Source organism: Sphingobacterium sp. 18053, from assembly GCF_902706145.1.
GTDB classification, from domain to species: domain Bacteria; phylum Bacteroidota; class Bacteroidia; order Sphingobacteriales; family Sphingobacteriaceae; genus Sphingobacterium; species Sphingobacterium paramultivorum.
Genome location: NZ_CACSJW010000004.1, coordinates 149,068 through 170,590, shown reverse-complemented (window position 1 = coordinate 170,590; position 21,523 = coordinate 149,068). Strand labels below are relative to the sequence as shown.

Sequence of the window (21,523 nt, the reverse complement as noted above, 5' to 3'; positions counted from 1 at the left end):
ATGAAAAAAAGATGAAAAAAATATATTATCCTTTAATTGCATTGGCCTTGTGCATGTCCTCCTGTAAAAATGTATTGGACATTGAGGACCTCAATTCGCTGGATGAAGCTAAGGTATGGGCTGATCCAAATCTAGTGAACGGCTATCTTGCCAATTTATATCCACTATTTGGTAACTGGAATTCTGGTGCGGACGGAAATTCGGAACAACTAATCGGGATCGCTTTTCCATTGGATGCGGTTACCGTCAACAATGGTTCTTACAAATCATGGGATTATACAACCATCCGGAAAATCAATACAGCCATACAGAAAGTCAATGAAAGTAGTTCGTTAAAAGATGATTTTAAAAAAACGGTGATTGGCCAAGCGTTGTTTATGCGTGCCTTTATGTATTTTAACATGGTCAGGATCCACGGCGGTGTTCCTTATATTACTGTACCGCAAGACCTAAAAAATGATGATCTTAATGTGCCCCGCAATTCGACAAAAGAATGTTTTGATCTGATCGTTAAAGATCTGGATCAGGCTATTTCACAATTGCCAAAAACAATTGCCAAAGGAACGGCAGATTATGGGAAAATTGATGGTGATTTTGCAGCCGCTTTTAAAGCAAAGGTATTGCTATATAAAGCTTCTCCACAGTTTAACCCTTCCAATCCTTATGGAAATGCCTATTGGCAGGAGGCCAATACCGCAAATAAATTAGCTTATGATCAGCTTAAGGCGGATGGCTATAGTTTGACTTCAGATTATTCCAACATTGCGCTGGTAGAAAAGGGTCCAGAGGTTGTTTTTGCTGTGATTAATACCTATCCAAATAAAGTTGCCAATTGGGATAATGGTGTACGTCCGGGATCCGAAAGTAGGGGGCCGGCAGGTTCCGTTCCATCCTGGGAATTTGTAAAAGCTTTTCCAATGAAAGATGGAAAGTTATATTCCGATCAAGCGGGTAAATACCATAAGACAGAAGATCAATTTTTACAATCCTATTGGGAAAACCGCGATCCGCGTTTTGACAAGTCTATTGTGTGGAATGCCAAAATCTATGAAGTTTCCGGCAAGACCGGCAAAAGACAATACACTTCTGTCGGTATTGCTCCGGCTTTAGATGACTTTGGCATTAACCCGAAGGCAAAAACTCCATCGTCCAATTTGGATCGATATAGCGGGTTTTTTATCTTAAAAAATTCCAAACTGTCATTAAAGCAAACCGAAGTGGAAACTCAGTATGATGTCGACTTTGTGTTGATGCGCTATGCCGAGGTCCTATTGAATTATGCTGAAACGGCAAATGAAACAGGAGATTTTGCGACAGCCTTAGACCTGGTTACGCAAATTAGGAAAAGAGCGGGAATCGAGCCGGGCGCAGACAATAAATATGGCATAACGGCGACCACGAAGGAACAAATGCGTGAAGCTATTTTGGCAGAGCGTAATATTGAGTTCTGTTTTGAGGGACATCGTTTTTGGGATTTAAGAAGGTTACGTAAGCTCAATATACTGAACAATACAACCAAACATGGAGTTGAAGCGATAGCAATAAATTCAAATGGAACCGAGATGAATCTGGATGATGCCAATGCATTGGCCAAAACATATACATTGAAGGAAAATCAGTTCAAATATAGCGTCTTGCAGGTGCCAAGCACAGGAAACAAAGTGAATTTGGTACCCGATACCTATTATTTCTTTCCCGTCGCGCAGTCGGTCATTGACAAGAACCCAAATATCAAGCAGAATAAAGATTGGGGCGGAACATTTAATCCAACCATGGAATAGTATTTTTGTCTAAACCCATTCAATAAAAAACACCCGCAACGGCTTTAGCTGTTGCGGGTGTTTTATTTAAATCTCATTTATGGTGAGTTTATTAATCACCCGATTGAGCCCTATTTGGATGATAATTTAAAAACTCTTGAACTGAGTCTACCTTGGCCTTTGATTTTGATTTCTTTCGGATAGAGTTCCAAAAGTCCATAGGCGTTGCTGGTAGCTGTTTCGATCATACCTTCCATGGTTACAAAAGGAATATTATTTGCCATTACATAATTGCCTTTATGATTATGACCGGAAAGTACCAGCTTAACTTCGGGGAATTGGTATAGTATATCAAGAACCGCCCGGTTATTGAGTGTTTCATAGCCGTTTTCTGGCAATAAAGGATGATGTGTCAATACGATCACATGCTCTTTGTTTTTCCGCGCTTGGGCAAGTTCGTTTTGTAACCATTCGAGTTGTTTACGGTCAACTCCGCCATTCCAGGGTTGCGTATTTTTCCTTCCGCCTGCCTGTAGGCTATCCACCAAGGTTTTCCATTCACGTTGGTCTGCTGAATTGGGCGTTGTGGCATATTCACTGAGCGCATTCGTATTTAAGAAAACAAATCGCCATTTTCCTTTTGTAAATGCGTAGTATTTAGCTGGCATCCCAAAAGTAGTGTGCAAAAGATCTGGTTTGGATACGTTGACATAGTCGTGGTTTCCAAGTAGACAATAAGTCGTTTTTTTTAATGGGGAGAGATGTTCTAACAGTACTGGAAGATCTTTTGGACCTTCGTCGACAAGATCGCCAAGAATCAATGAAAAATCGACCTTATTGCGATTGAAGAAGTCTACAGCCGTATCGACCTTCATTAATGAATTGTGGTAGAAACGGCTACCGTGGTCTGTTTTGTCTGCGTATTGCATATCGGCCATGATACCGATACGGAGAACCGGTGTGTTGGATTGTGCCATGCTGAATAAGCTGGGTAAAGAGCAGATGACGAATATGGAAAGAAACTTCCATTCCCGTTTGATTTTTAAGCCAATCTGTTTCATTTTTTTAGCGTTTTAAAATATGTTGCTATAAGAATATATTAGTCCGTATTCCGGTAATGTTGCTTTACGGTCTGTTTAGTCTATTTTTTGAACCACTGTTCTGGGTAATTGATTATAATGTTATCACGAGTATACTGAGAATAAATTAGAGATTCAAGTAAATTGAATAGACAAACGTTTGTGTAAATTGATGGATCGCTAACGAATTATAAATAATTGCCAACACATATAAACTATCGATTTTTTAGATATTGTAATACTGTAAATTGGCGATTGTGGTGTTTAACGAATAAAAGGTTTAGGTATATAGATAATATGAAATTGATTCGTGCAATAACAATTATTCTTCTTACTTGTTATGGTATTTTGCTACCAATTTATCTCGGAATTATACTTCCCGAATATTGGGCTTGTCGGAAATGTATTTATGAGGGAGCTATGGGCACTGATATATGGGGAAACTCAGTACAGTGTTTTGGCGACAGTAAAGCTTTTGGTGAAGCTATTTTCCAGTTTTCGTCTTTTCTGGTCTCGGGATTAACTTCTGTGTTGATCATAATTTTTTTAAGGACTTATTATTTGAAACGAAATGCAAAAATAAATACGTATGATAAAGAAAATCCGGATTAGCTTGACTTAAATTACCATTATTGGTTGTTGATGGTTTTTTTTTACGCTATTCGACGCTATCGACTTGGCACCTACGAAAAATAATCATTTGGCAAGTGTGGAAAAATGGATAATAGAGCAGCCGGCTGATATTGTCAATAGGACAAGCTGGTCGTTGTTGTTCTGCAAAACATGGATGACTAGTATTCAAAAAAAACGTATTTTCACAATAGACAAATTTTATCCATACCAGTAAGGACTAAAAAACTATATCAATGATCAAACGGAATTCGGCGGAGAGAATCACTATTTACCTGAATACAAAGGAAGAGTGGCGATTTTGGCTTGAAAACAATCATCACATAGCACAATCAATTTGGGTGATCTGTAATACTAAAAAATCAAATTTACCGGTGGTCAACTGGACAGAACTTGTGGATGAAGCTTTGTGTTTTGGCTGGATTGATAGCACGAGGAGGCCGATTGATCCCTATTCATTTATGCAGCTATTTAGTAGAAGAAAGCCAAATAGTACCTGGTCTAAAATCAATAAAGAAAAAGTTAAAAAACTAATCGATGCGAATCTGATGACTCCAGCGGGGTATGAGGTTATAAAAATTGCACAAGAAAATGGTTCTTGGTCAATTTTGGACAGTGTGGAAGAATTAATTATTCCCGAGGATTTGGATGAAGCATTTCAACATTATACTGGTTCAAAAGATTATTTTCTTGGATTGAGTAAATCCGTCAAAAAAATGATGTTGCAATGGATTGTTCTCGCCAAAAGACCAGATACCCGCAAAAAACGCATTGATGAGATCGTGGCAAGGGCGGCTGAAAAAGACAGGCCTAAGCAATTTCAGTAAGTTTCCAGTATTTTGAACTGCTATTTCGAGTGGTAAATAAAGAATTTTTAGTCAGATCTAAACATCTGGTTTTAGGAATTCTATTGCCTGATAGGGCTGTTTAAATAGTGCTATTTTCATGGCTATTTAATAGCAATCTTTTGGAAGCGCTTCATTGTAAAACTGATTTTCGTTTTTTCCTACAAAACGTATTAATTGATTTATATCAGTTCTAACAATAATAGGGGTTTAGAAGGGGTATAACAGGGGGTTAACAGGGGTATAACAGGGGTAAACCCTTGCTAACCCCCTGATAACCCCCTGTAAAAATAGTATTATTCCGATTTAACTTACGAACATGATCGCAATGTGGTAACATGGTTAGGGGGATAAAGAATAGCTGTCTCAATAATGCCATTTTTTATATTGGGAATATGATAAGAGGTGATAGTGCGTGCTGTAGAATGATTAAACGATCAAAAGACCATGTTAAAGCTTATATTAATAGCAACTTGATTTGCTGTATTTGTTCAATTTTTGTATCATTGGGGAGATGATAACCAATGCAGCAGCTTAAGTCTTTTTTATACGCGTATCTCCAACTCTTTCTTTTCCTTTTCTTAGGGCAATCTTCCGTTTGGAGCCAGGTCAATACGTATGCGTTTAAAACCTTAACTTCTGACCAGGGTCTGGTCCATAATCATGTCAATTGCGCACTCAGGGATAAGTACAATTACCTCTGGTTTGGTACCGAATCTGGCCTGAGCCGATTTGATGGGGCGCAATTTACAAATTTTCGCTATTCCGCCAATAAACGTACCGGCCTAAGTGGAAATGCGATTTCCGCAATCTTTGAGGGACCAGAAGGCAATATATGGATCCGTACCAGCAACCGGATGAATGTGTATGATCAGCATTCAGGCATTATCGTCCAGCAGCTTGATTCCATACTCACCCGTTTAAAGTTGCCCGTTAAAGACGTACATACGATAAGACAGCTGGAAGGGCAGACCTTTGCACTATTGTATAGCGATCGTTCGCTGATCTTGTACGATAGCCTAAAGAAAACCTATCGTACTGTACCGCAGTTGACCAAAAACAACCGAATAGCCGATGTGATAGCTGGGCAAGGGCAGACGATCTGGGTAATCTACGAAAATGGCCTGCTGGGTCACATTGATACGAAATCACTGCGAAGTACCAAAACTAGCTTATTGCCGATCAGCAATAAGCTGGTAAATTATAATCTATTTGCCGATCAGGATGGGGCGATATGGATCTTCTCAAAGGATATTCCAATCGGTGTATACTGGCTTGACCCGAAAGATGGATCAATTCAACATCTCCAAAAAGAACTATCCAATCCTTTTGTAGGCAATATCGTGCAAGATGATAAAGGGCACCTCTGGCTAGGAACTGACCATGGTGGGATCAATGTTTATGATAAAAAAACAAAAAGTGTACAAATCATCGGTAACGATAAATATGATTTACGGAGCCTACCTTATAATAGCATAACGGCTTTATATCGGGATAAGTCAGGTATTATCTGGACGGGAACATACAAAGGCGGCATCAGTTATTATCATCCCAACTTGTTATTATTCTCCTTAGTCAAGAACTATCCTGGACTTCCCAAATCACTTCCCTTTGACGACGTCAATAAGTTTGTACAGGATCGAAAGGGTAATCTCTGGATTGGGACAAATGGTGGGGGATTGCTCTATTATGATATCAGTCAGAAAACCTTTACGCAATACCTGCATGATCCTCAGGATCCGAATAGTTTGAGCAGTAACGTGATTGTTTCCTTATTGCTGGATGCGGAAGACAGGCTGTGGATAGGAACTTATCGAGGTGGTATGTGTCGATTTGACGGCAAAAGTTTTAAGGTTTTCCACCGTGACTCGGCTCCCGGGAAATTGAACGACGATAGTGTATGGGAGATCTATGAAGATAGTCAACATCGGTTTTGGATAGGAACACTAAGTACCGGCCTGTACCTGTTTGATAAAAAAACAGAACAGTTTTCGAAAACATATACACGGCAGGGCCAAACCATCAACAGCAATTATATCTCTGTCTTATTTGAGGATTCAAAAAAACGTCTCTGGATCGGCACAGCTACAGGATTGGCATTGTTGGCCCCCGACGACAAGATTACTTATATCAATACATCTAGTTCGCCTATGAAACTCATGAATGATTTAATTTATGATATCAAAGAGGACAAAACTGGTCGTATTTGGGTAGCGACACAAGAGGGACTGCATGTAATTGATGGTGCAAAAATAAGCTATCTTACACAGCAAGATGGGCTTAGTGACGATGCAATCCTGGCGCTCTTGGTAGATGATCAAGGTGATATTTGGGCTTCCACAAACAAAGGCCTGTCGGCGATTGTCGGTACAGGGCAGGCAGAGAAGTTTATCATCCGCAATTTTACGCAGGAATTGGGCCTTCAGGGGAATGTATTCAATGAAAACGCTGCTTTAAAAATGCGGGACGGAAGACTTGTCTTTGGGGGGCCAAAGGGGTTCAATTTTATTGATCCTGCGAAAATTAGCCGCGAAAGTGAACTGATCTTGCCGCTTTTGTCCAATCTCTATTTATTCAACAAGCGGGTAGCCGTAGGTGAAGAATTTTCGGGCCGGGTCATTTACGATCAAGCCCTGAATAATCTTAAGGAACTGAGGCTTCCGTACAACCTCAATGCCATTTCGCTGGAGTTCTCAACCTTTGACTACCTACAGCAACATAATGGACTCTACCAATATCAGCTTGCTGGTCTAAGTGATGAATGGTTTGATTTTGAACCGGGAACCATGCGGGCCAGTTTTACCAATCTGGACACCCGCAGCTACAGCTTGTATATTCGGCATGCTATCGATTCAAGTAGCTGGTCAGATGGTGTACTACTTTTGACAATCGATATACAGCCACCGTTTTGGCGCTCAACAATGGCCTTTCTTTTTTATGCCGGTTTGATACTAGTCGTCCTATGGACTTATTTTTATTTGACAAAACTGCGTGTCAGGACGCGTAATCAACTTTACCTCGCACAAGAGCAAGCTGCACAGGCAAAGGAGCTGGATGCGTTGAAAACACGTTTCTTTACCAATATCAGCCATGAATTCAGGACTCCGATCAGCTTGATTCTAACTCCAGCACAGCAGCTGCTGGATGAAGAACAGCATCCAGAAAAAAAAGCCGACCTAAACTTGATCAAGAAGAATGCAGACCGTCTGCTTAAATTGGTCAACCAGCTGCTGGACTTTAGAAAATTGGAGAAAAGTGAACTTGAACTGAACGAAGAATATGGGGACCTCATGGGATTTATCCGCGAACAGCTCGATGCCTTTGCCGGGATAGCTCAAAGCAATCAAATCTCGCTGCAGGTCAATATCGCTCCAGACACATATCTGTCCTGGTTTGACAAAAACAAATTGGAAAGCATTATTTTCAATCTGATGTCAAATGCGGTCAAATTTAGCCCAGTATCCGGTATTGTGGCATTCCATGCCGAAATCACTGAACAAGAAACAGAAAAGATACTGTGTATTGAAGTTCAAAATCAGGGTATAGCGATTCCCGAAAATTTACAAGCCCGCGTTTTTGAGCGTTACATACAACTGGATGTGCCAAATGGAAAACTGAATCAAGGTACAGGCATCGGGCTTTCTATTGTCAAAGACTATGTCGAATTCTTGAGTGGAAATATCAGGCTGAGTAGCAATGCGCACTGGACGACATTTAATGTTCAGTTGCCCATAAATAAGGCCGTAGCGAGTGCCGATCCCGTCGAAAGCAGTAAGCAGGATAAACCCGCTATTTTATTGGTGGAAGATGATATTGACTTCCTTCATTACTTGGAGCGAACCCTGAGTTCGGTCTACCTAATTCACTCTGCACAAGGTATTAATGATGCAAAATTGATCCTAACCAATCAGCAGGTCGACCTTGTCATCACCGATCTCAGCCTGCCTGGAGAGAGCGGACTGGATTTTTGCCGCTTTATAAAAGCCCAGGCTAAGTTGGTTCATATCCCTGTGCTGATTGTAACTGCGGTAGTCAATCAGAAGATTGAACTGGAGGCCTTACAGGCAGGTGCAACAGATTATATCAACAAACCTTTTAATATCAGTCTACTGCGTTCAAAACTGGCACAGATACTCCATCAGCAGCAGACGTTGGTAAAACGGTATAAAAAACAGATCAACGTTAATCTGGCGCAGCCCGATATCGTATCTGCTGATGAACAGTTTATCCGTGTGCTTGTAAAGGAAATTGAACAGGATCTCAGTGACTCTTCGCTTTCTGTCGAACTGCTAGCTAAAAGAATGAACCTCACCCGCGTAGGGCTTTATAAAAAGGTGCTTGCCATCACAGGCTATTCACCGATGGAATACATCCGACATATTCGGCTCAAGCGTGCCATGCATCTGGTTCAGAACTCGAAATTATCGATGGCTGAAATCGCTTATGAAGTTGGATTCGGAAATCCGAAACAATTCAGCAAATATTTTAAATCTGCATTTGGTAACCTGCCTTCTTTTTATCGAAAAAGCTTGTAAATAAGTGGATTATCGATAGTGTTGCCCGCGAGTATTCCCGCATAAGTTAACAAAATAACCCCTAAAAGTTAACAAAACATACCCCTTATACAACCGGTTGCATTCTATATTTGATCTGTTCTTTCAATAGGAAAGGACGCGTAATAACCAAGGGAATATAATAACCAATAAATCTTATTTAAATGCGCAACTTAACGTACGCTTTAAGTGGTTTGATGCTCTTCGCAATCGTGCAGCAGGGATTTAGCCAAGCCAATAAAGCTCATTATGAAAAAATGCCTTCTGGTATTAAGGTCAGCTTCAAAAATTCGGAGACCTCCATTGATCAGGATATTTATTTGGATGTCGTGACCGACAAGATTGTGCGTGTCACAGCTGTTCCGGCTGGCGCAGCCTTACCGGGACAAACAAGCTTAGTGATCGTCGATTCACTGCGCCGGCAAGTAAAATCACTCGCGGTAAGCTCGACCGACTCGACGGTAAATGTACAGACGGCCAATATGCAAGCAGTGGTTTCTTTGATGAATGGTAAAGTGGAATTTTTTGATCTTAAGGGGCAATCCATCTTTAAAGAAGCAAAGCGGAATTCCAGTTCTTTCTTAGCCAATAGTTATCAAGGTGATGCATTTTATCACATTAACCAAGACTTTATTGTCAATGCGGAAGAAGGGATCTATGGACTCGGCCAACATCAGAATGCGGTGATGAATTATAACCGCGGAAAACAGGTTTCGCTGCTGCAATATAATACAGAAATCGGAATCCCCTTTTTACTTTCCACCAATAACTATGGTATTTTATGGCACAATTACTCCATTACAAAAGCGGGCGACGTGAGGCCATTATTGCCCTTAAATGCTTTTAAGCTACAGTCAAAAGAAGGTGAACCGGGGTGGCTCACAGCAACCTATGTAAATCGGAACAAGGGCGAAGAGGTTTATCTATCCCGGCCGGAATCGATCATTGACTATGGCTACCTAACAGATCAGCACAAGTTTCCAAAGGGCGTAAATCTGGCCGAAAGCAAAGTCATCTATGCCGGAAGTTTCTCTTCGCCCTACACAGGCAAACATGTGCTGCATTTTAAATATTCGGGTTATATGAAAGTCTGGATTGATGGCGAGCAGGTCGCCGACCGCTGGCGGCAATCCTGGAATGCAGGTACCTTTGAGATTGAGAGAGACCTCCAGAAAGATAAGATCCACCAGATCCGAATGGAATGGATACCAGATGGAGGGGAGTCTTATTTTACCTTAAACTGGCAGAGTCCAATCCCAGAAGCGCGTAAAAACGTATTTTCCTTTAATTCGGAAGCTGGCGATGCCATTGATTATTACTTTGTTCAGGGCGCATCAATGGATGAGGTCATTGCAGGTTATCGCCACTTGTCCGGCAAGGCACCGATTATGCCGCTTTGGAGCTTCGGATTTTGGCAGAGCAGAGAACGCTACAAGACGCAAGCGGAAATTGAAGCGGTCGCAGCTGAATTTCGCAAACGTAAGATTCCAATCGACAATATTGTGCAGGATTGGTCTTACTGGGCTGAAAATGACTGGGGGAGCCAGAAATTTGATGTAAAGCGTTTCCCAGATCCTCAGGCCATGGTGAAGAAGCTGCATGATCAGCACTTTAAGATCATGATTTCGGCCTGGCCCAAAATCAATGAAGAGTCTTCCGTATACCAAGAATTTAAGACTAATAAATGGATCTATCCACGAAATATTTATGATGGCAGAAAAGATTGGATCGGAAAGGGCTATACCTCGACATTTTATGATCCTTTCAACAAAGCGGCACGCGACGGGTTCTGGAAATTGTTGGACAACAACCTGTTCAAAATTGGGATTGATGCCTGGTGGATGGATGCCAGCGAACCAGATATTCACTCCAATATTGATCTGGATGAGCGTAAATCGGTTTTTCAGCCGAGTATAGGGTCATCTGTTCGCTATTATAATGCGTTCCCTTTGCAAAATGCCAAGGGTATCTATGAGGGCCAGCGTGAAACAGATCCTAACAAACGGGTATTTATTCTGACGCGATCTTTTTTTGCAGGGCAGCAGCGCTATGCGGCGGCGGCCTGGAGCGGCGATATTGCTTCGAGATGGCATGACATGAAAGATCAGATTGCCGGGGGTATCAATTTCTCGATGTCCGGGACACCTTACTGGACCATGGATGCGGGTGGCTTTTTGGTTGAAAATAGGTTTCACAAACCTAATGCGGCGGACTTGGAGGAGTGGCGCGAGCTAAATAGCCGCTGGTACCAATACGGGGCATTCTTGCCTTTGTTCAGGGCGCATGGACAATATCCCTACCGCGAGCCGTATAATATCGCTCCTGTGGATCATCCGGCCTATAAAAGCATGACCTATGCGATCAATCTACGGTATAAATTACTGGCCTATAATTATAGTCTTGCCGCGAAGACTTTTTTTGAAGACTATTCGATGATACGTGGACTTGCCATGGATTTCCCGCAGGACAAAGATGGATTCGAAAGCAACGACCAATACCTTTGGGGACCATCCTTGCTCATCAGTCCAGTCACTGAAAAAGGAGCGACCTCACGCAAGATACACTTTCCAAAAGGAGCCAGCTGGTATGATTTATACAGTGGCAAGATGGTAGCAGGCGGGCAGGATCTGCTTATTGCAGCACCATACGAACGTATCCCTGTTTATGTCAGAGCCGGAGCAATATTGCCCATTGGACCTGTCATGCAGTATACGGACGAGAAAAAGCCGGATGTGCTGGATCTTTATATCTATGCCGGAGCAGACGGTCAGTTTTCACTCTATGAAGACGAAGGGAGCAATTATAATTATGAAAAAGGGAAATATAGCCGCATTGATTTCAGCTACGATAATTCTGCACAGACGCTGTCTTTGGCCAGCCGTCAGGGAGATTTCGACGGCATGCTGACCAAAAGAAAGTTCAATATCATTTTTGTCAGCGACAGGAATGCCGTCGGACTGGATGTTTCATCAGCAAAATCTACAGTGGTAACCTATACAGGCAAAGCCTTGCAGGTCAAATTAAAATAATAAAAAACCAATTTATAAATCAAGACATATGATAAGCAAACAATTGTTGAGCAGGGGCATGGCCGTCGTTGTCATGACCAGCGTGACCTCTTTGGTCTGGGCACAATCCTTCACCGGATCGGTTGTTTCGGTTGATTCAGGATTGCCGATCGGGGGCGCGAGTATCAGCGTAAAGAATCAGAAGATTTCAACGAGCAGCGATGAATCGGGCAAGTTTTCTATTGCAGCCAGCACAGGGACTGTATTGACCATTACTTACGTAGGGTACAAAACGGAGGAAGTTAAAATTACCGGTCCCAATATGGTGATCCGCCTACAGCCGCAAGCTTCCGATCTCGAAGAGGTGGTGGTCATTGGCTACGGTGTACAAAAGAAAAAACTGAATACAGGAGCCAATTTGAAGGTGGAGGGTGAAGAACTGCAGAAACGCAATCAATTGAACCCGCTGCAGTCGCTTCAGGGGCAAGCACCTGGTGTATCCATTACATCAACTTCGGGTCAGCCGGGAGCAGATATGAAGGTCGTCGTCCGGGGGCTGGGAACAATCGGTAATTCGGGCCCCTTGTACGTCATCGACGGCGTTCCGGGAGGGGATATTTCGGTCTTGAATGCGGCCGATATCCAATCTATCGACGTACTGAAAGACGCAGCCTCGGCCGCCATCTATGGTTCGCAGGCTGCCAATGGGGTTATCCTGGTCACCACCAAAATGGGGGCTGCGGGCAAAAATGTGCTGTCGTTTGATGGCTATACGGGCATTCAGAACGTTTCGCGTAAAGCAAAATTGCTGGATGCAGATCAGTACAAGCTGATCATGAATGAGCAATCGCTGAATTCGGGGGCCGCGGTGATTGATTTTAACGGCATGGACGGTCTAGCCAATACCAATTGGATGGATTACATGTTTAAGGATAATGCAAAAATGGACAATTACAATGTTGCCCTGACCGGGGGCAATGAAAAATCCACCTACGCCTTATCGATGAATTATATTGGTCAGGAGGGGATTGTCGGTGGTAAAGACGTTTCCAACTATCAGCGTTATGGTTTCCGGACGAATTCGGAACATAAACTCTTTGATAACTTTGTGAAAATAGGTCAGCACCTCAACTTTAACTACATCAAAAATCGAGGCATCAGTGTGGGCAATCAGTACAGCAATACGCTGCGCGGTGCTTTTGCCACTTCGCCTTTGTCACCGGTGTATTCGGACAATGGCTTGTACGGAAGTCCTTTCAATGATACCTCCAATTCACCTTGGTACAATGGGGACAGCAATCCATATGGGGTGATGATGACCAATTCGAACAACGCCAATGATGGCCAAAAATTATTGGCCGATATCTTTGCGGAAATCGAACCAATCAAAGGCCTAAAGGTCCGGTCATTGCTGGGATTTAACTATTATGCTTCAGAATACAGAAGTTTTACGCCCTTATACCGCTTCTCCATCTACACCTACAACCAAGATCATACAACAACCTCGCAGAACATGAGCAAAGGTCATACGCTGACCTGGACAAATACAGCTTCTTATGACTTTGATATCAATACGGATCATCGCTTTTCGGCCATGGTCGGTATGGAATCGCTACGTTACCAGGGAACTTACCTTTCGGGGTCCAATTGGAATCTGCTTTCGCAGTTCAATGATTTTGCACATGCTTACCTAGACAATACCACAGGCCAGGCGCACCTGGATGAAAAAGGAAACGTCGTCGAAACGCGTACGGTGTCTGGAAAACCTGAGAACATCACCCGTAGGGTCTCGTACTTTGGACGGCTGGGCTACAATTATAAGGAAAAGTACCTGTTGAATGCTACATTGCGTGCAGATGGATCCTCTAAATTTTCGCGCAGCAACCGCTGGGGATATTTCCCTTCGGTATCGGCAGGCTGGGTAATTTCTTCGGAAGAGTTTTTTAAAGAACATTTAGCGGCTGTAAACTTCTTTAAACTCCGTGCTTCATGGGGGCAAGTGGGTAATCAGGATATCGCTGATTTTCAATATGCGGCACCCATCAGTACCTCAACAGGCATTACATCGTCCAACCCCGGCGCACATTATGTTTTTGGAACGAGCAACAATAATATTGCCGGGGCTTATCCGAGCCGCTTATCCAATCCGAATCTGACCTGGGAAACTTCCGAACAGACCAATATCGGATTTGATGCCAAATTTGCGAACAGCCGTCTGGATGTTGTTGCCGACTTTTATGTCAAAAAGACGAAAAACTGGCTGGTTACAGCGCCTGTTTTGGCGACAACCGGAACGTTGCCCCCTTTTATCAATGGCGGCGACGTGAAGAATACAGGGGTGGAACTGGGACTAAATTGGGCGGATAAGATCAATGAAGTCAAGTATCGTCTTGGGGTAAATGGTGCCTATAACAAAAATAAGGTTGGACAGATACCAACTGAAGATGGTATTATCCACGGACAGACAGCCATGTTATACGATAACTCGGAAGAATTTTACCGTGCCGCAAACGGCCTACCCATTGGCTACTTCTGGGGGTATAAAACAGACGGGCTATTCCAGAACCAAGCCGAGATCGACGCCTGGAAAACAGCCGGGAAAGGTATCCTTCAAGCGGATGTAAAACCGGGCGATGTAAGATATGTAGATCAGAATAACGATGGTATTATCAATGCCTCGGATAAGACAAATCTAGGTGTTGGCATGCCTAATTTTACCTATGGATTTAATATTGGACTGGATTATAAAGGATTTGATTTCTCGGTGAGTGCCTATGGTTCCCTTGGAAACAAGATTGTACAGTCTTACCGCAATCATGCCAATAAACAAGCAAACTATACCACACGAATATTAGACCGATGGACCGGAGAAGGTACTTCCAGTACGATCCCCCGTGTTACGGAAACTAATGTCAATTGGCAGTTTTCAGACCTTTATATTCAGGATGGAGACTTTCTTCGGATCAGCAATGTGACCTTAGGTTATGATCTGTCGAAGCTGATAAAATGGAAGTATGCTAATCAGATCCGCTTCTACGTACAGGGTCAAAACCTGTTTACGTTCACCAAATATGATGGGATGGATCCCGAGATCGGTTATGGAACAGATGGTTGGGTATCGGGTATCGACCTCGGTTACTATCCAAGACCAAGGACTGTATTATTTGGCCTAAATGTTAAATTCTAAACACAAGAAATCATGAAAAAAACGAGCTATATCTATCATTCCATGTTATTTGGTTCCTTAATCTTAGGATCATGTTCATCCAGTTTTTTGGATGTCGAACCGATGACAAGCGTTTTGGAAAGCAATTTTTATAAAACCGTAGCCGATGCTGACATGGCTCTGGTCGGTTGTTATGATGGTTATCAACGGACGACCTCCAATGGGAGCCAGTCTTTCTATCTGACAGCAGAGGTGGCCGCCGACAATTGTTTTGGCGGAACAGGTACAACAGACGGTCGCTCATTTCAGGCAATAGACCGTTTTGATATTGCGCAGTCCCAATCGGACAATAATATCTTTGATGGTACCTGGTCTGATTACTACGCGGGAATTTTTCGCTGCAATACACTTTTGGGAAAATTGGACGGTACTGATTTTTCAGGCAACACAACAGCGCGGGCACGTATCGAAGGGGAAACGAAATTCCTGCGGGCCACCATGTACTTTGATCTCGTCCGTCTATTCGAAAACATCCCTTTGCTAACGAGCCCGGCCAATGAGAATATTCCACAGTCGGACCCCAAAGCGATTTATCAACTGATTGTTTCAGACCTTAAATTTGCGGCTGCCAATATCCCAGCAACAGCTTACCCCAAGTCAGCTGCGGCAACCAATGATGGTCGGGCAACTCCATTTGCTGCTAAAGCGCTACTGGCCCGTGTTTATCTATTTTATGCAGGCTATTATGGCGGCGAAGATATCGGTGTCTCCAAAGCCGAAGCCCTGGCGGGACTGGAAGAGGTTATCAACAGTGGCCAGTTTGCGCTGGTGGCTGATTTTAAAAATCTGTGGCCGGCAGCGAGTTATATCCCCAATGCAAGCAATAATACGCTAGATATATCCAAATATGCCGGTAAGGGAAATGCTGAGGTTGTATTTGCACAGAAATTCAATAATACATCGAACTACAACGGTTATGTTGATGGCAACCGCTGGGTCGTCTTTCTGGGCTTGCGCGGTAAAAATTGGTCGCCTTATGGCCAAGGATGGGGGGCATGTACGGTAAGCAAAAAGTTCTTCAATGAGTTTGACAACATGGATACGCGCAAAACTGCCTCAATTATTGATATCGATGGCGAGAATATTACGGGATTTGACCTGAAAGACCAGCGTGAGTATACAGGTTACACCATCAAAAAATACGCGCCCACGGCATTGCCGGACGGCACCACCAATACTGGAGGGGATAAGGATATGCAACTGTCCCAAGACCAGGATTACTTTGTCATCCGCTATGCTGATGTCTTGCTTATGGCAGCAGAACTCGGTTCCGCAAACGCACAGAAATACTTTGACGAGGTAAGGAAAAGAGCGTACAAGACCAATTTTGTGCCGCTAGCAGTTTCAAAAAACAATATTCTGAAGGAAAGAAAATTTGAATTTGCATTTGAAGGTATCCGCTATTGGGATGTATTGCGGCAGGGGCTGAATAACGCCGCCGCTACACTGGAAACAACCGAAGATGTGCTCAGTGGATCTGTACCGGAGAAGGTCACTGTGACTAAAGAGCGTTTTTTGACAACGAAAGGATTTATGCAAATACCCAACAAGCAGATTACCTTATCCAATGGTGTACTGAAACAAAATGCTGGATGGAACTAAACACAGGTATACTAGGACTTACTATTGGTTGAATTATAACTAGACAAACATGAAAAAGATATTCACATATGCCATCTGCTTTTTTGCGGCGATGGTATTCTTTGGAGCTTGTTCTCCCGAGAATTATACACTGGGAGACATCGATGTCACTTCGGCGCAGTTGGAGAAGGGAAAGGCCTTTACCGTTGAACATGATGCCAGTAATCCCAATATTGTGTATTTAACCAGCTTGATGGATTCAAAATACACCCCATTGTGGGAACATCCACAAGGACGGAGTCAGGAGAAAAAGGTAACCCTGAAAATGCCTTTTCCCGGTGAGTACACCGTTAAATTTGGTGTCGAGACGCGTGGTGGCATCGTCTACGGCGAGCCAGTGACATTTAAAATCGATCAGATGTATGCCGAGTTTATCAGTGACGAGACCTGGACCTTATTGACGGGCGGGGCAGGGGAAGAGAAAACCTGGTACCTCGATCTGGATGCTGAGGGCATTTCCCGCTACTTTAAAGGTCCAATGTATTTTTACGGCACCGGTGACTGGTGGGGAAGCATCAATAAAACAGCCGCGCCTTTAAACAGCGATAGCTGGAGTTGGGAACCCGATTGGAAAGGCAATAGCTGGCTTATGCCTGCCGGCGATTATGGAAGTATGACTTTTGATCTGAAAGGCGGTGCAAACATCAACGTGAATCATGCTATGCTGGGCAAAGTCCAGAAGGGGACTTTTAATATCGATACCGAAAAGAAAACCATCCGTATGACCGGGGCTTCGCCTTTACATGGAAAGCCACAAGATGGGATCGTTGTCGACTGGGGCGATGTCCGTATTATGTCGCTGACCGAGAATACGATGCAACTGGCTGTATTGCGGGATCCCGTACTTTCGAACGACGGAGCAGCTATGCTGACCTTTAATTTTATCAGCAAGGCCTACAAGGAGAGTTTGACCGAAAATGCCTCGGATACCAATAAGACTAAATAAGCCTATGTTGAAGCGACTATTTCACACAGGATATAGCCGAATGATGATCCTGCTCTTCCTGTTATTGGCGACTGCGGGCTCCTTAAGTGGACAGTCCAGAAAGGTTATTGATTTTAATGGGGGCTGGTGGTTTAAACTGGATAGCAGCCAGCAATATAGCAATGGACGAAAAGGAGAGGGCTGGCGTAAGCTCGATCTACCACATGACTGGAGTATCGAAATGCCATTTAGAGAAAACAGCCCCGCAGGTAGCGGGGCTGCTTACCTCGATGGTGGCGTAGGATGGTATCAAAAAACGTTTAAACTGGCTCCGGCTGAGCAAGGGCAACGGATATTTATTGCATTCGAAGGTGTATACGAAAACAGTGAGGTCTGGATCAATGGGCATTTCTTAGGAAAAAGACCCAATGGTTATATCGGATTTGAATATGAGCTTTCCCCTTATTTATACTGGGATGGTAGAGACAACCTGCTTTCAGTAAAAGTAAACAATAAGAATCAGCCCAACTCGCGTTTCTATTCGGGGTCGGGGATCTATCGGGATGTCAAATTAATCAGCCGGAATTCAGTCAGCATAGGAACGAACAGCACCTTCATAAGAGCTGGGCAGCTCAGTGAGAAACGTGCTGTCGTGGATCTCTCCCTGGAAATTGAGCATAGCCCTGAGGAATCAAAAAAGATTACGCTACTGACAGAGGTTCTTTCGGCTCAAGGTGCTGTTGTCGCAAGCAAACGTACCACGTTGAGCGCTGTCAAAGCAGGTCTGCACTCCATCGCTCAGCAGATAGTCCTCGAAAATCCCGTCTTATGGGGTATTGAAAATCCCTATCAATATACTGCAAAAATTAAACTTATTGTTGATGGTCGGGTTGTAGATGAACAGCGTACGAAATTTGGCTTACGTAATTTTAGTTTCGATCAGCAACGGGGCTTTATACTGAATGGGAGGCAGCTTAAAATCCGGGGTGTCTGTTTACATAGTGATCTCGGCGCTTTGGGCATGGCATTCAATACGTCGGCAGCATTACGTCAGCTCCGCATCATGAAAGCAATGGGGGTCAATGGGATACGCACATCACACAACCCTGCGGCTCCAGCGTTTTTGGACCTTTGCGATAGCTTGGGTTTTGTCGTGATGAGCGAAACTTTCGATGTCTGGAAAGGGCATAAAAATCCCTATGACTATCATTTATACTGGGACGAATGGTACAAGCGGGACTTTGTTGACCATGTCAAAAGGGACCGGAATCATCCGTCGCTGTTTATTTGGTGCCTGGGCAATGAAGCGCAGGAGCAATGGCATTCCAAAGCTGATGGTACAGCCATTCCGATCGCGCTGGCAGCAATCGTCGATAGTCTGGATGGCACACGTCCGACCACCATTGCCAATAATGAGCTTTCCAAAGCAAATCCGGTGCTGATGAGTTCGGCGGTAGATCTGATTGGCTACAACTATAACCATAAGAAATGGGCAAGCTTCCCACGGGACCATCCCGGAAAGAAGTTTATCGTAACGGAAAGCACCTCGGCGTTGGAAAGCCGCGGAACGTATGATTTGGTTCCTTATGATTCTAGTCGCATGTGGCCTGAACGATGGGATATTCCTTTTTCTGGCGGGAATGAAGACAGGAACATATCGGCTTACGACAATGTATTTACACCATGGGGATCAGATCATCAGACAAGCTTGAGGTTGATGGAAAGGTATGACCATATTGCTGGGATGTATGTATGGACGGGATTTGATTATCTCGGCGAACCCACTCCGTACACCTGGCCGGCACGAAGTTCGTACTTTGGTATTGTGGATCTAGCTGGATTTCCGAAAGATGTCTACTATCTGTATCAAAGCGTATGGACAGAAAAGCCGGTCTTATATGTATTGCCTCATTGGAATTGGAAGCAAGGTGATCGGGTAGATATCGTCGTGTATTTTAATCAGGCTGACCGGGTGGAGCTTTATCTGAACCGTAAAAAGATAGGGGAGCAGTCCAAAGACCCAGACCGGTACGACCTTGTATTTAAGGCCGTTGAATTTGAACCAGGGGAGATTGAAGTAATATCGTTTCAAGGTGGCAAGAAACTGCTAAGTAAAACGATCCGTACGGCAGCGAAAGCGCATCGTATACAATTGTCTTCAGAAAACGTGACTTTCAATTCGGCAAACAAAGAACTTGCCTTTGTGCATGCCTATATCGTGGACGAGTTTGGTACGATTGTTCCTGATGCAGACGATAAAATCGAATTTGAGGTGGAGGGAGACGGTGCAAAAATTGTGGCGACAGACAATGGCAATACAACGGATCTGACAAGCTTCCAATCAGCTTCACGCAATGCTTTTCATGGTAAAGTCTTGGCGATTGTCAGGAGCAAAAACAAAGGTAAAATACGGGTAAGGGCAAAAAGTGAAGGACTAATTTCGGGTGATATTCAACTTGAAGCCAATTAGTTCTTGGCTCTGGTCAGCGCCGGATTTGTATGTTTTTTTACTAATACGAGCAAGATCTTACTATGGTAAGATCTTGCTCGTATTAGTAAAAAATATAACCATATTTAGTATTACACTGTCTAACTATAGAATGTATTATAGAAACTAAAGAATGAATAAACTCCTTCGATTTCAGTAACGCGAACTTGAACAATTGTTTCATTTTTGGTGTCCTCAGCTTTTTCAAAATTTCCACCAATTTGATAATAATATTTTAAATGTTTAGTTTGTCGATAGGCGTTATGGCAAGCAATAACTGTTTCAAAACCTAATTGCGTATTATCCGTTTTAAACGAGCATTTTCTTCTTGGAGTACTTTTAGTTCTTTAAGGTGTTGAGCATCCATACCTCCGTATTTTTGCTTCCATTGGTAGAACGTAGCAGCGGAGGTCCCATGCTCTCTGCAGATATCCTTTGTGGCCTTTCCTGACTCATATTCCTTGAGAATATTGAAGATTTGATGTTCTGAAAATTTGCTCTTTTTCATAATATATAACAAACTAATTTAACATTTTTAATTTGTCTGAAAAACAGGTAGGTCTACCATTGGCGAAGTTCCCTTTACGTGGAGCTGGTCTTTATCTGATCGAGGGCAAGGTCATCCTTGAATATGGCTGCCCAAGTATCGAAGTGATCCGTTGTGGGAAAATGCCGTTAAAACCAGATCCGAGAAGTGAATAGGGGCAATGTCTCGTTTAGTAAATATAAACGTTATGAATATCATACAAGTCTCAAAATCTCAAGTTAAAAAAGAATGATCATAAAAAATTGCCTGGATATTTCCAGAATATCCAGGCGATAATTTTGATTACCGGAACCTTGTTAAGAGATTCGCTAAGTAGATTGGTGTATCAAAGTCTTCCTCCTCTTCCTTATATGGACCTTCAGCATAATTGAGCTTCCTGACTTCCAGAAATGCTTCATCTTTTGATAACCATTCAGCATTTATATTTGGTTTTATAGCGATCTGATAAATATTATCAATGAGTTTTGATGCACCGCTTTCAATATAGGTTTCAGCTGTATATGGATCGCCATCATAGAGTTTCCAGACTAAAAAGTACTCAAAAACACTGATGCAAATCACAAAAATTCCCTGGTCACTGGAATTCACCTCAAAACATATGCATCTATCTTCCACCGGAAAAGGGCTGAATATCGAAAATTTTATATCCGGAAAATTCGATTTCAAATCAACGATAATTTTTTTGGAAAGATCAGGATAATTTGCCAGAAAATCCCTGCCTTTCTGCTCAACCTTATCCGTTTTCGATGACTGGGGCATCCAAAAAAAATCCCAGTCGAAATACTCATCAATTATTTTTTCAAATCTATTCATTATTAAAA

The 21,523-nt window shown here is 43.0% G+C and carries 11 protein-coding genes and 1 pseudogene; 9 read left to right on the top strand and 3 right to left on the bottom strand.

The genetic code is table 11. The features are described from left to right. Positions 1-11 precede the first annotated feature (11 nt). Positions 12-1,781 carry a RagB/SusD family nutrient uptake outer membrane protein gene (locus tag GVK91_RS10620; RefSeq protein ID WP_153846929.1) on the top strand — a complete coding sequence of 590 codons (1,770 nt, stop codon included), beginning with the start codon at positions 12-14 and terminating at the stop codon, positions 1,779-1,781. Positions 1,782-1,891: 110 nt separating this feature from the next. On the opposite strand, the gene GVK91_RS10615 is transcribed toward GVK91_RS10620, so the two are convergent. Beyond that, positions 1,892-2,821 carry a metallophosphoesterase gene (locus GVK91_RS10615; RefSeq protein ID WP_153846930.1) on the bottom strand — a complete coding sequence of 310 codons (930 nt, stop codon included), beginning with the start codon at positions 2,819-2,821 and terminating at the stop codon, positions 1,892-1,894. An 884-nt stretch (positions 2,822-3,705) separates the two neighbouring features. Here GVK91_RS10615 and GVK91_RS10610 point away from each other — a divergent pair. The 7 genes from GVK91_RS10610 to GVK91_RS10580 all read left to right on the top strand — a co-directional run bounded on the left by GVK91_RS10610 (position 3,706) and on the right by GVK91_RS10580 (position 20,137). Beyond that, on the top strand, positions 3,706-4,296 hold the full coding sequence (locus tag GVK91_RS10610) for a YdeI family protein (protein ID WP_153846931.1): 591 nt from the start codon (positions 3,706-3,708) through the stop codon (positions 4,294-4,296). Positions 4,297-4,838: 542 nt separating this feature from the next. Next, entirely contained in the window at positions 4,839-8,849 is a 4,011-nt protein-coding gene (locus GVK91_RS10605; RefSeq protein WP_159728603.1) for a two-component regulator propeller domain-containing protein, read from the top strand. 182 nt (positions 8,850-9,031) lie between these two features. Beyond that, complete coding sequence (locus GVK91_RS10600; protein ID WP_235032888.1) at positions 9,032-11,896, top strand: TIM-barrel domain-containing protein; 2,865 nt, start codon at positions 9,032-9,034, stop codon at positions 11,894-11,896. Positions 11,897-11,924: 28 nt separating this feature from the next. Next, positions 11,925-15,062 carry a TonB-dependent receptor gene (locus GVK91_RS10595; RefSeq protein ID WP_200845590.1) on the top strand — a complete coding sequence of 1,046 codons (3,138 nt, stop codon included), beginning with the start codon at positions 11,925-11,927 and terminating at the stop codon, positions 15,060-15,062. 12 nt (positions 15,063-15,074) lie between these two features. Next, positions 15,075-16,703, top strand: a complete 1,629-nt coding sequence (locus GVK91_RS10590; RefSeq protein ID WP_153846933.1) for a RagB/SusD family nutrient uptake outer membrane protein — start codon at positions 15,075-15,077, stop codon at positions 16,701-16,703. A 49-nt stretch (positions 16,704-16,752) separates the two neighbouring features. Beyond that, positions 16,753-17,688, top strand: coding sequence for a hypothetical protein (locus GVK91_RS10585; RefSeq protein WP_159728601.1), 936 nt, complete (start codon positions 16,753-16,755; stop codon positions 17,686-17,688). Positions 17,689-17,692: 4 nt separating this feature from the next. Beyond that, positions 17,693-20,137, top strand: coding sequence for a glycoside hydrolase family 2 TIM barrel-domain containing protein (locus tag GVK91_RS10580; RefSeq protein ID WP_159728599.1), 2,445 nt, complete (start codon positions 17,693-17,695; stop codon positions 20,135-20,137). A 322-nt stretch (positions 20,138-20,459) separates the two neighbouring features. On the opposite strand, the pseudogene GVK91_RS10575 reads toward GVK91_RS10580, so the two are convergent. Continuing rightward, a pseudogene (locus GVK91_RS10575) lies at positions 20,460-20,663 on the bottom strand (transposase); the annotation flags it as partial. A 32-nt stretch (positions 20,664-20,695) separates the two neighbouring features. On the opposite strand from GVK91_RS10575, the gene GVK91_RS10570 reads away from it, so the two are divergent. Beyond that, positions 20,696-20,857, top strand: coding sequence for a hypothetical protein (locus GVK91_RS10570; RefSeq protein WP_153846937.1), 162 nt, complete (start codon positions 20,696-20,698; stop codon positions 20,855-20,857). A 127-nt stretch (positions 20,858-20,984) separates the two neighbouring features. Here the strand turns inward: GVK91_RS10570 and GVK91_RS10565 are convergent, their stop codons facing one another. After that, complete coding sequence (locus tag GVK91_RS10565) at positions 20,985-21,515, bottom strand: hypothetical protein (protein WP_153846938.1); 531 nt, start codon at positions 21,513-21,515, stop codon at positions 20,985-20,987. Between the last annotated feature and the right edge of the window lie 8 nt (positions 21,516-21,523).

What these genes read in the sequence shown, in the direction of transcription:
- GVK91_RS10610 (WP_153846931.1), top strand. Translation starts at nt 3,706, where the DNA reads ATGATCAAACGGAATTCGGCGGAGAGAATCACTATTTACCTGAATACA.
- GVK91_RS10615 (WP_153846930.1), bottom strand. Translation starts at nt 2,821, where the DNA reads ATGAAACAGATTGGCTTAAAAATCAAACGGGAATGGAAGTTTCTTTCC.
- GVK91_RS10620 (WP_153846929.1), top strand. Translation starts at nt 12, where the DNA reads ATGAAAAAAATATATTATCCTTTAATTGCATTGGCCTTGTGCATGTCC.
- GVK91_RS10565 (WP_153846938.1), bottom strand. Translation starts at nt 21,515, where the DNA reads ATGAATAGATTTGAAAAAATAATTGATGAGTATTTCGACTGGGATTTT.
- GVK91_RS10585 (WP_159728601.1), top strand. Translation starts at nt 16,753, where the DNA reads ATGAAAAAGATATTCACATATGCCATCTGCTTTTTTGCGGCGATGGTA.
- GVK91_RS10595 (WP_200845590.1), top strand. Translation starts at nt 11,925, where the DNA reads ATGATAAGCAAACAATTGTTGAGCAGGGGCATGGCCGTCGTTGTCATG.
- GVK91_RS10600 (WP_235032888.1), top strand. Translation starts at nt 9,032, where the DNA reads ATGCGCAACTTAACGTACGCTTTAAGTGGTTTGATGCTCTTCGCAATC.
- GVK91_RS10590 (WP_153846933.1), top strand. Translation starts at nt 15,075, where the DNA reads ATGAAAAAAACGAGCTATATCTATCATTCCATGTTATTTGGTTCCTTA.
- GVK91_RS10580 (WP_159728599.1), top strand. Translation starts at nt 17,693, where the DNA reads ATGTTGAAGCGACTATTTCACACAGGATATAGCCGAATGATGATCCTG.
- GVK91_RS10605 (WP_159728603.1), top strand. Translation starts at nt 4,839, where the DNA reads ATGCAGCAGCTTAAGTCTTTTTTATACGCGTATCTCCAACTCTTTCTT.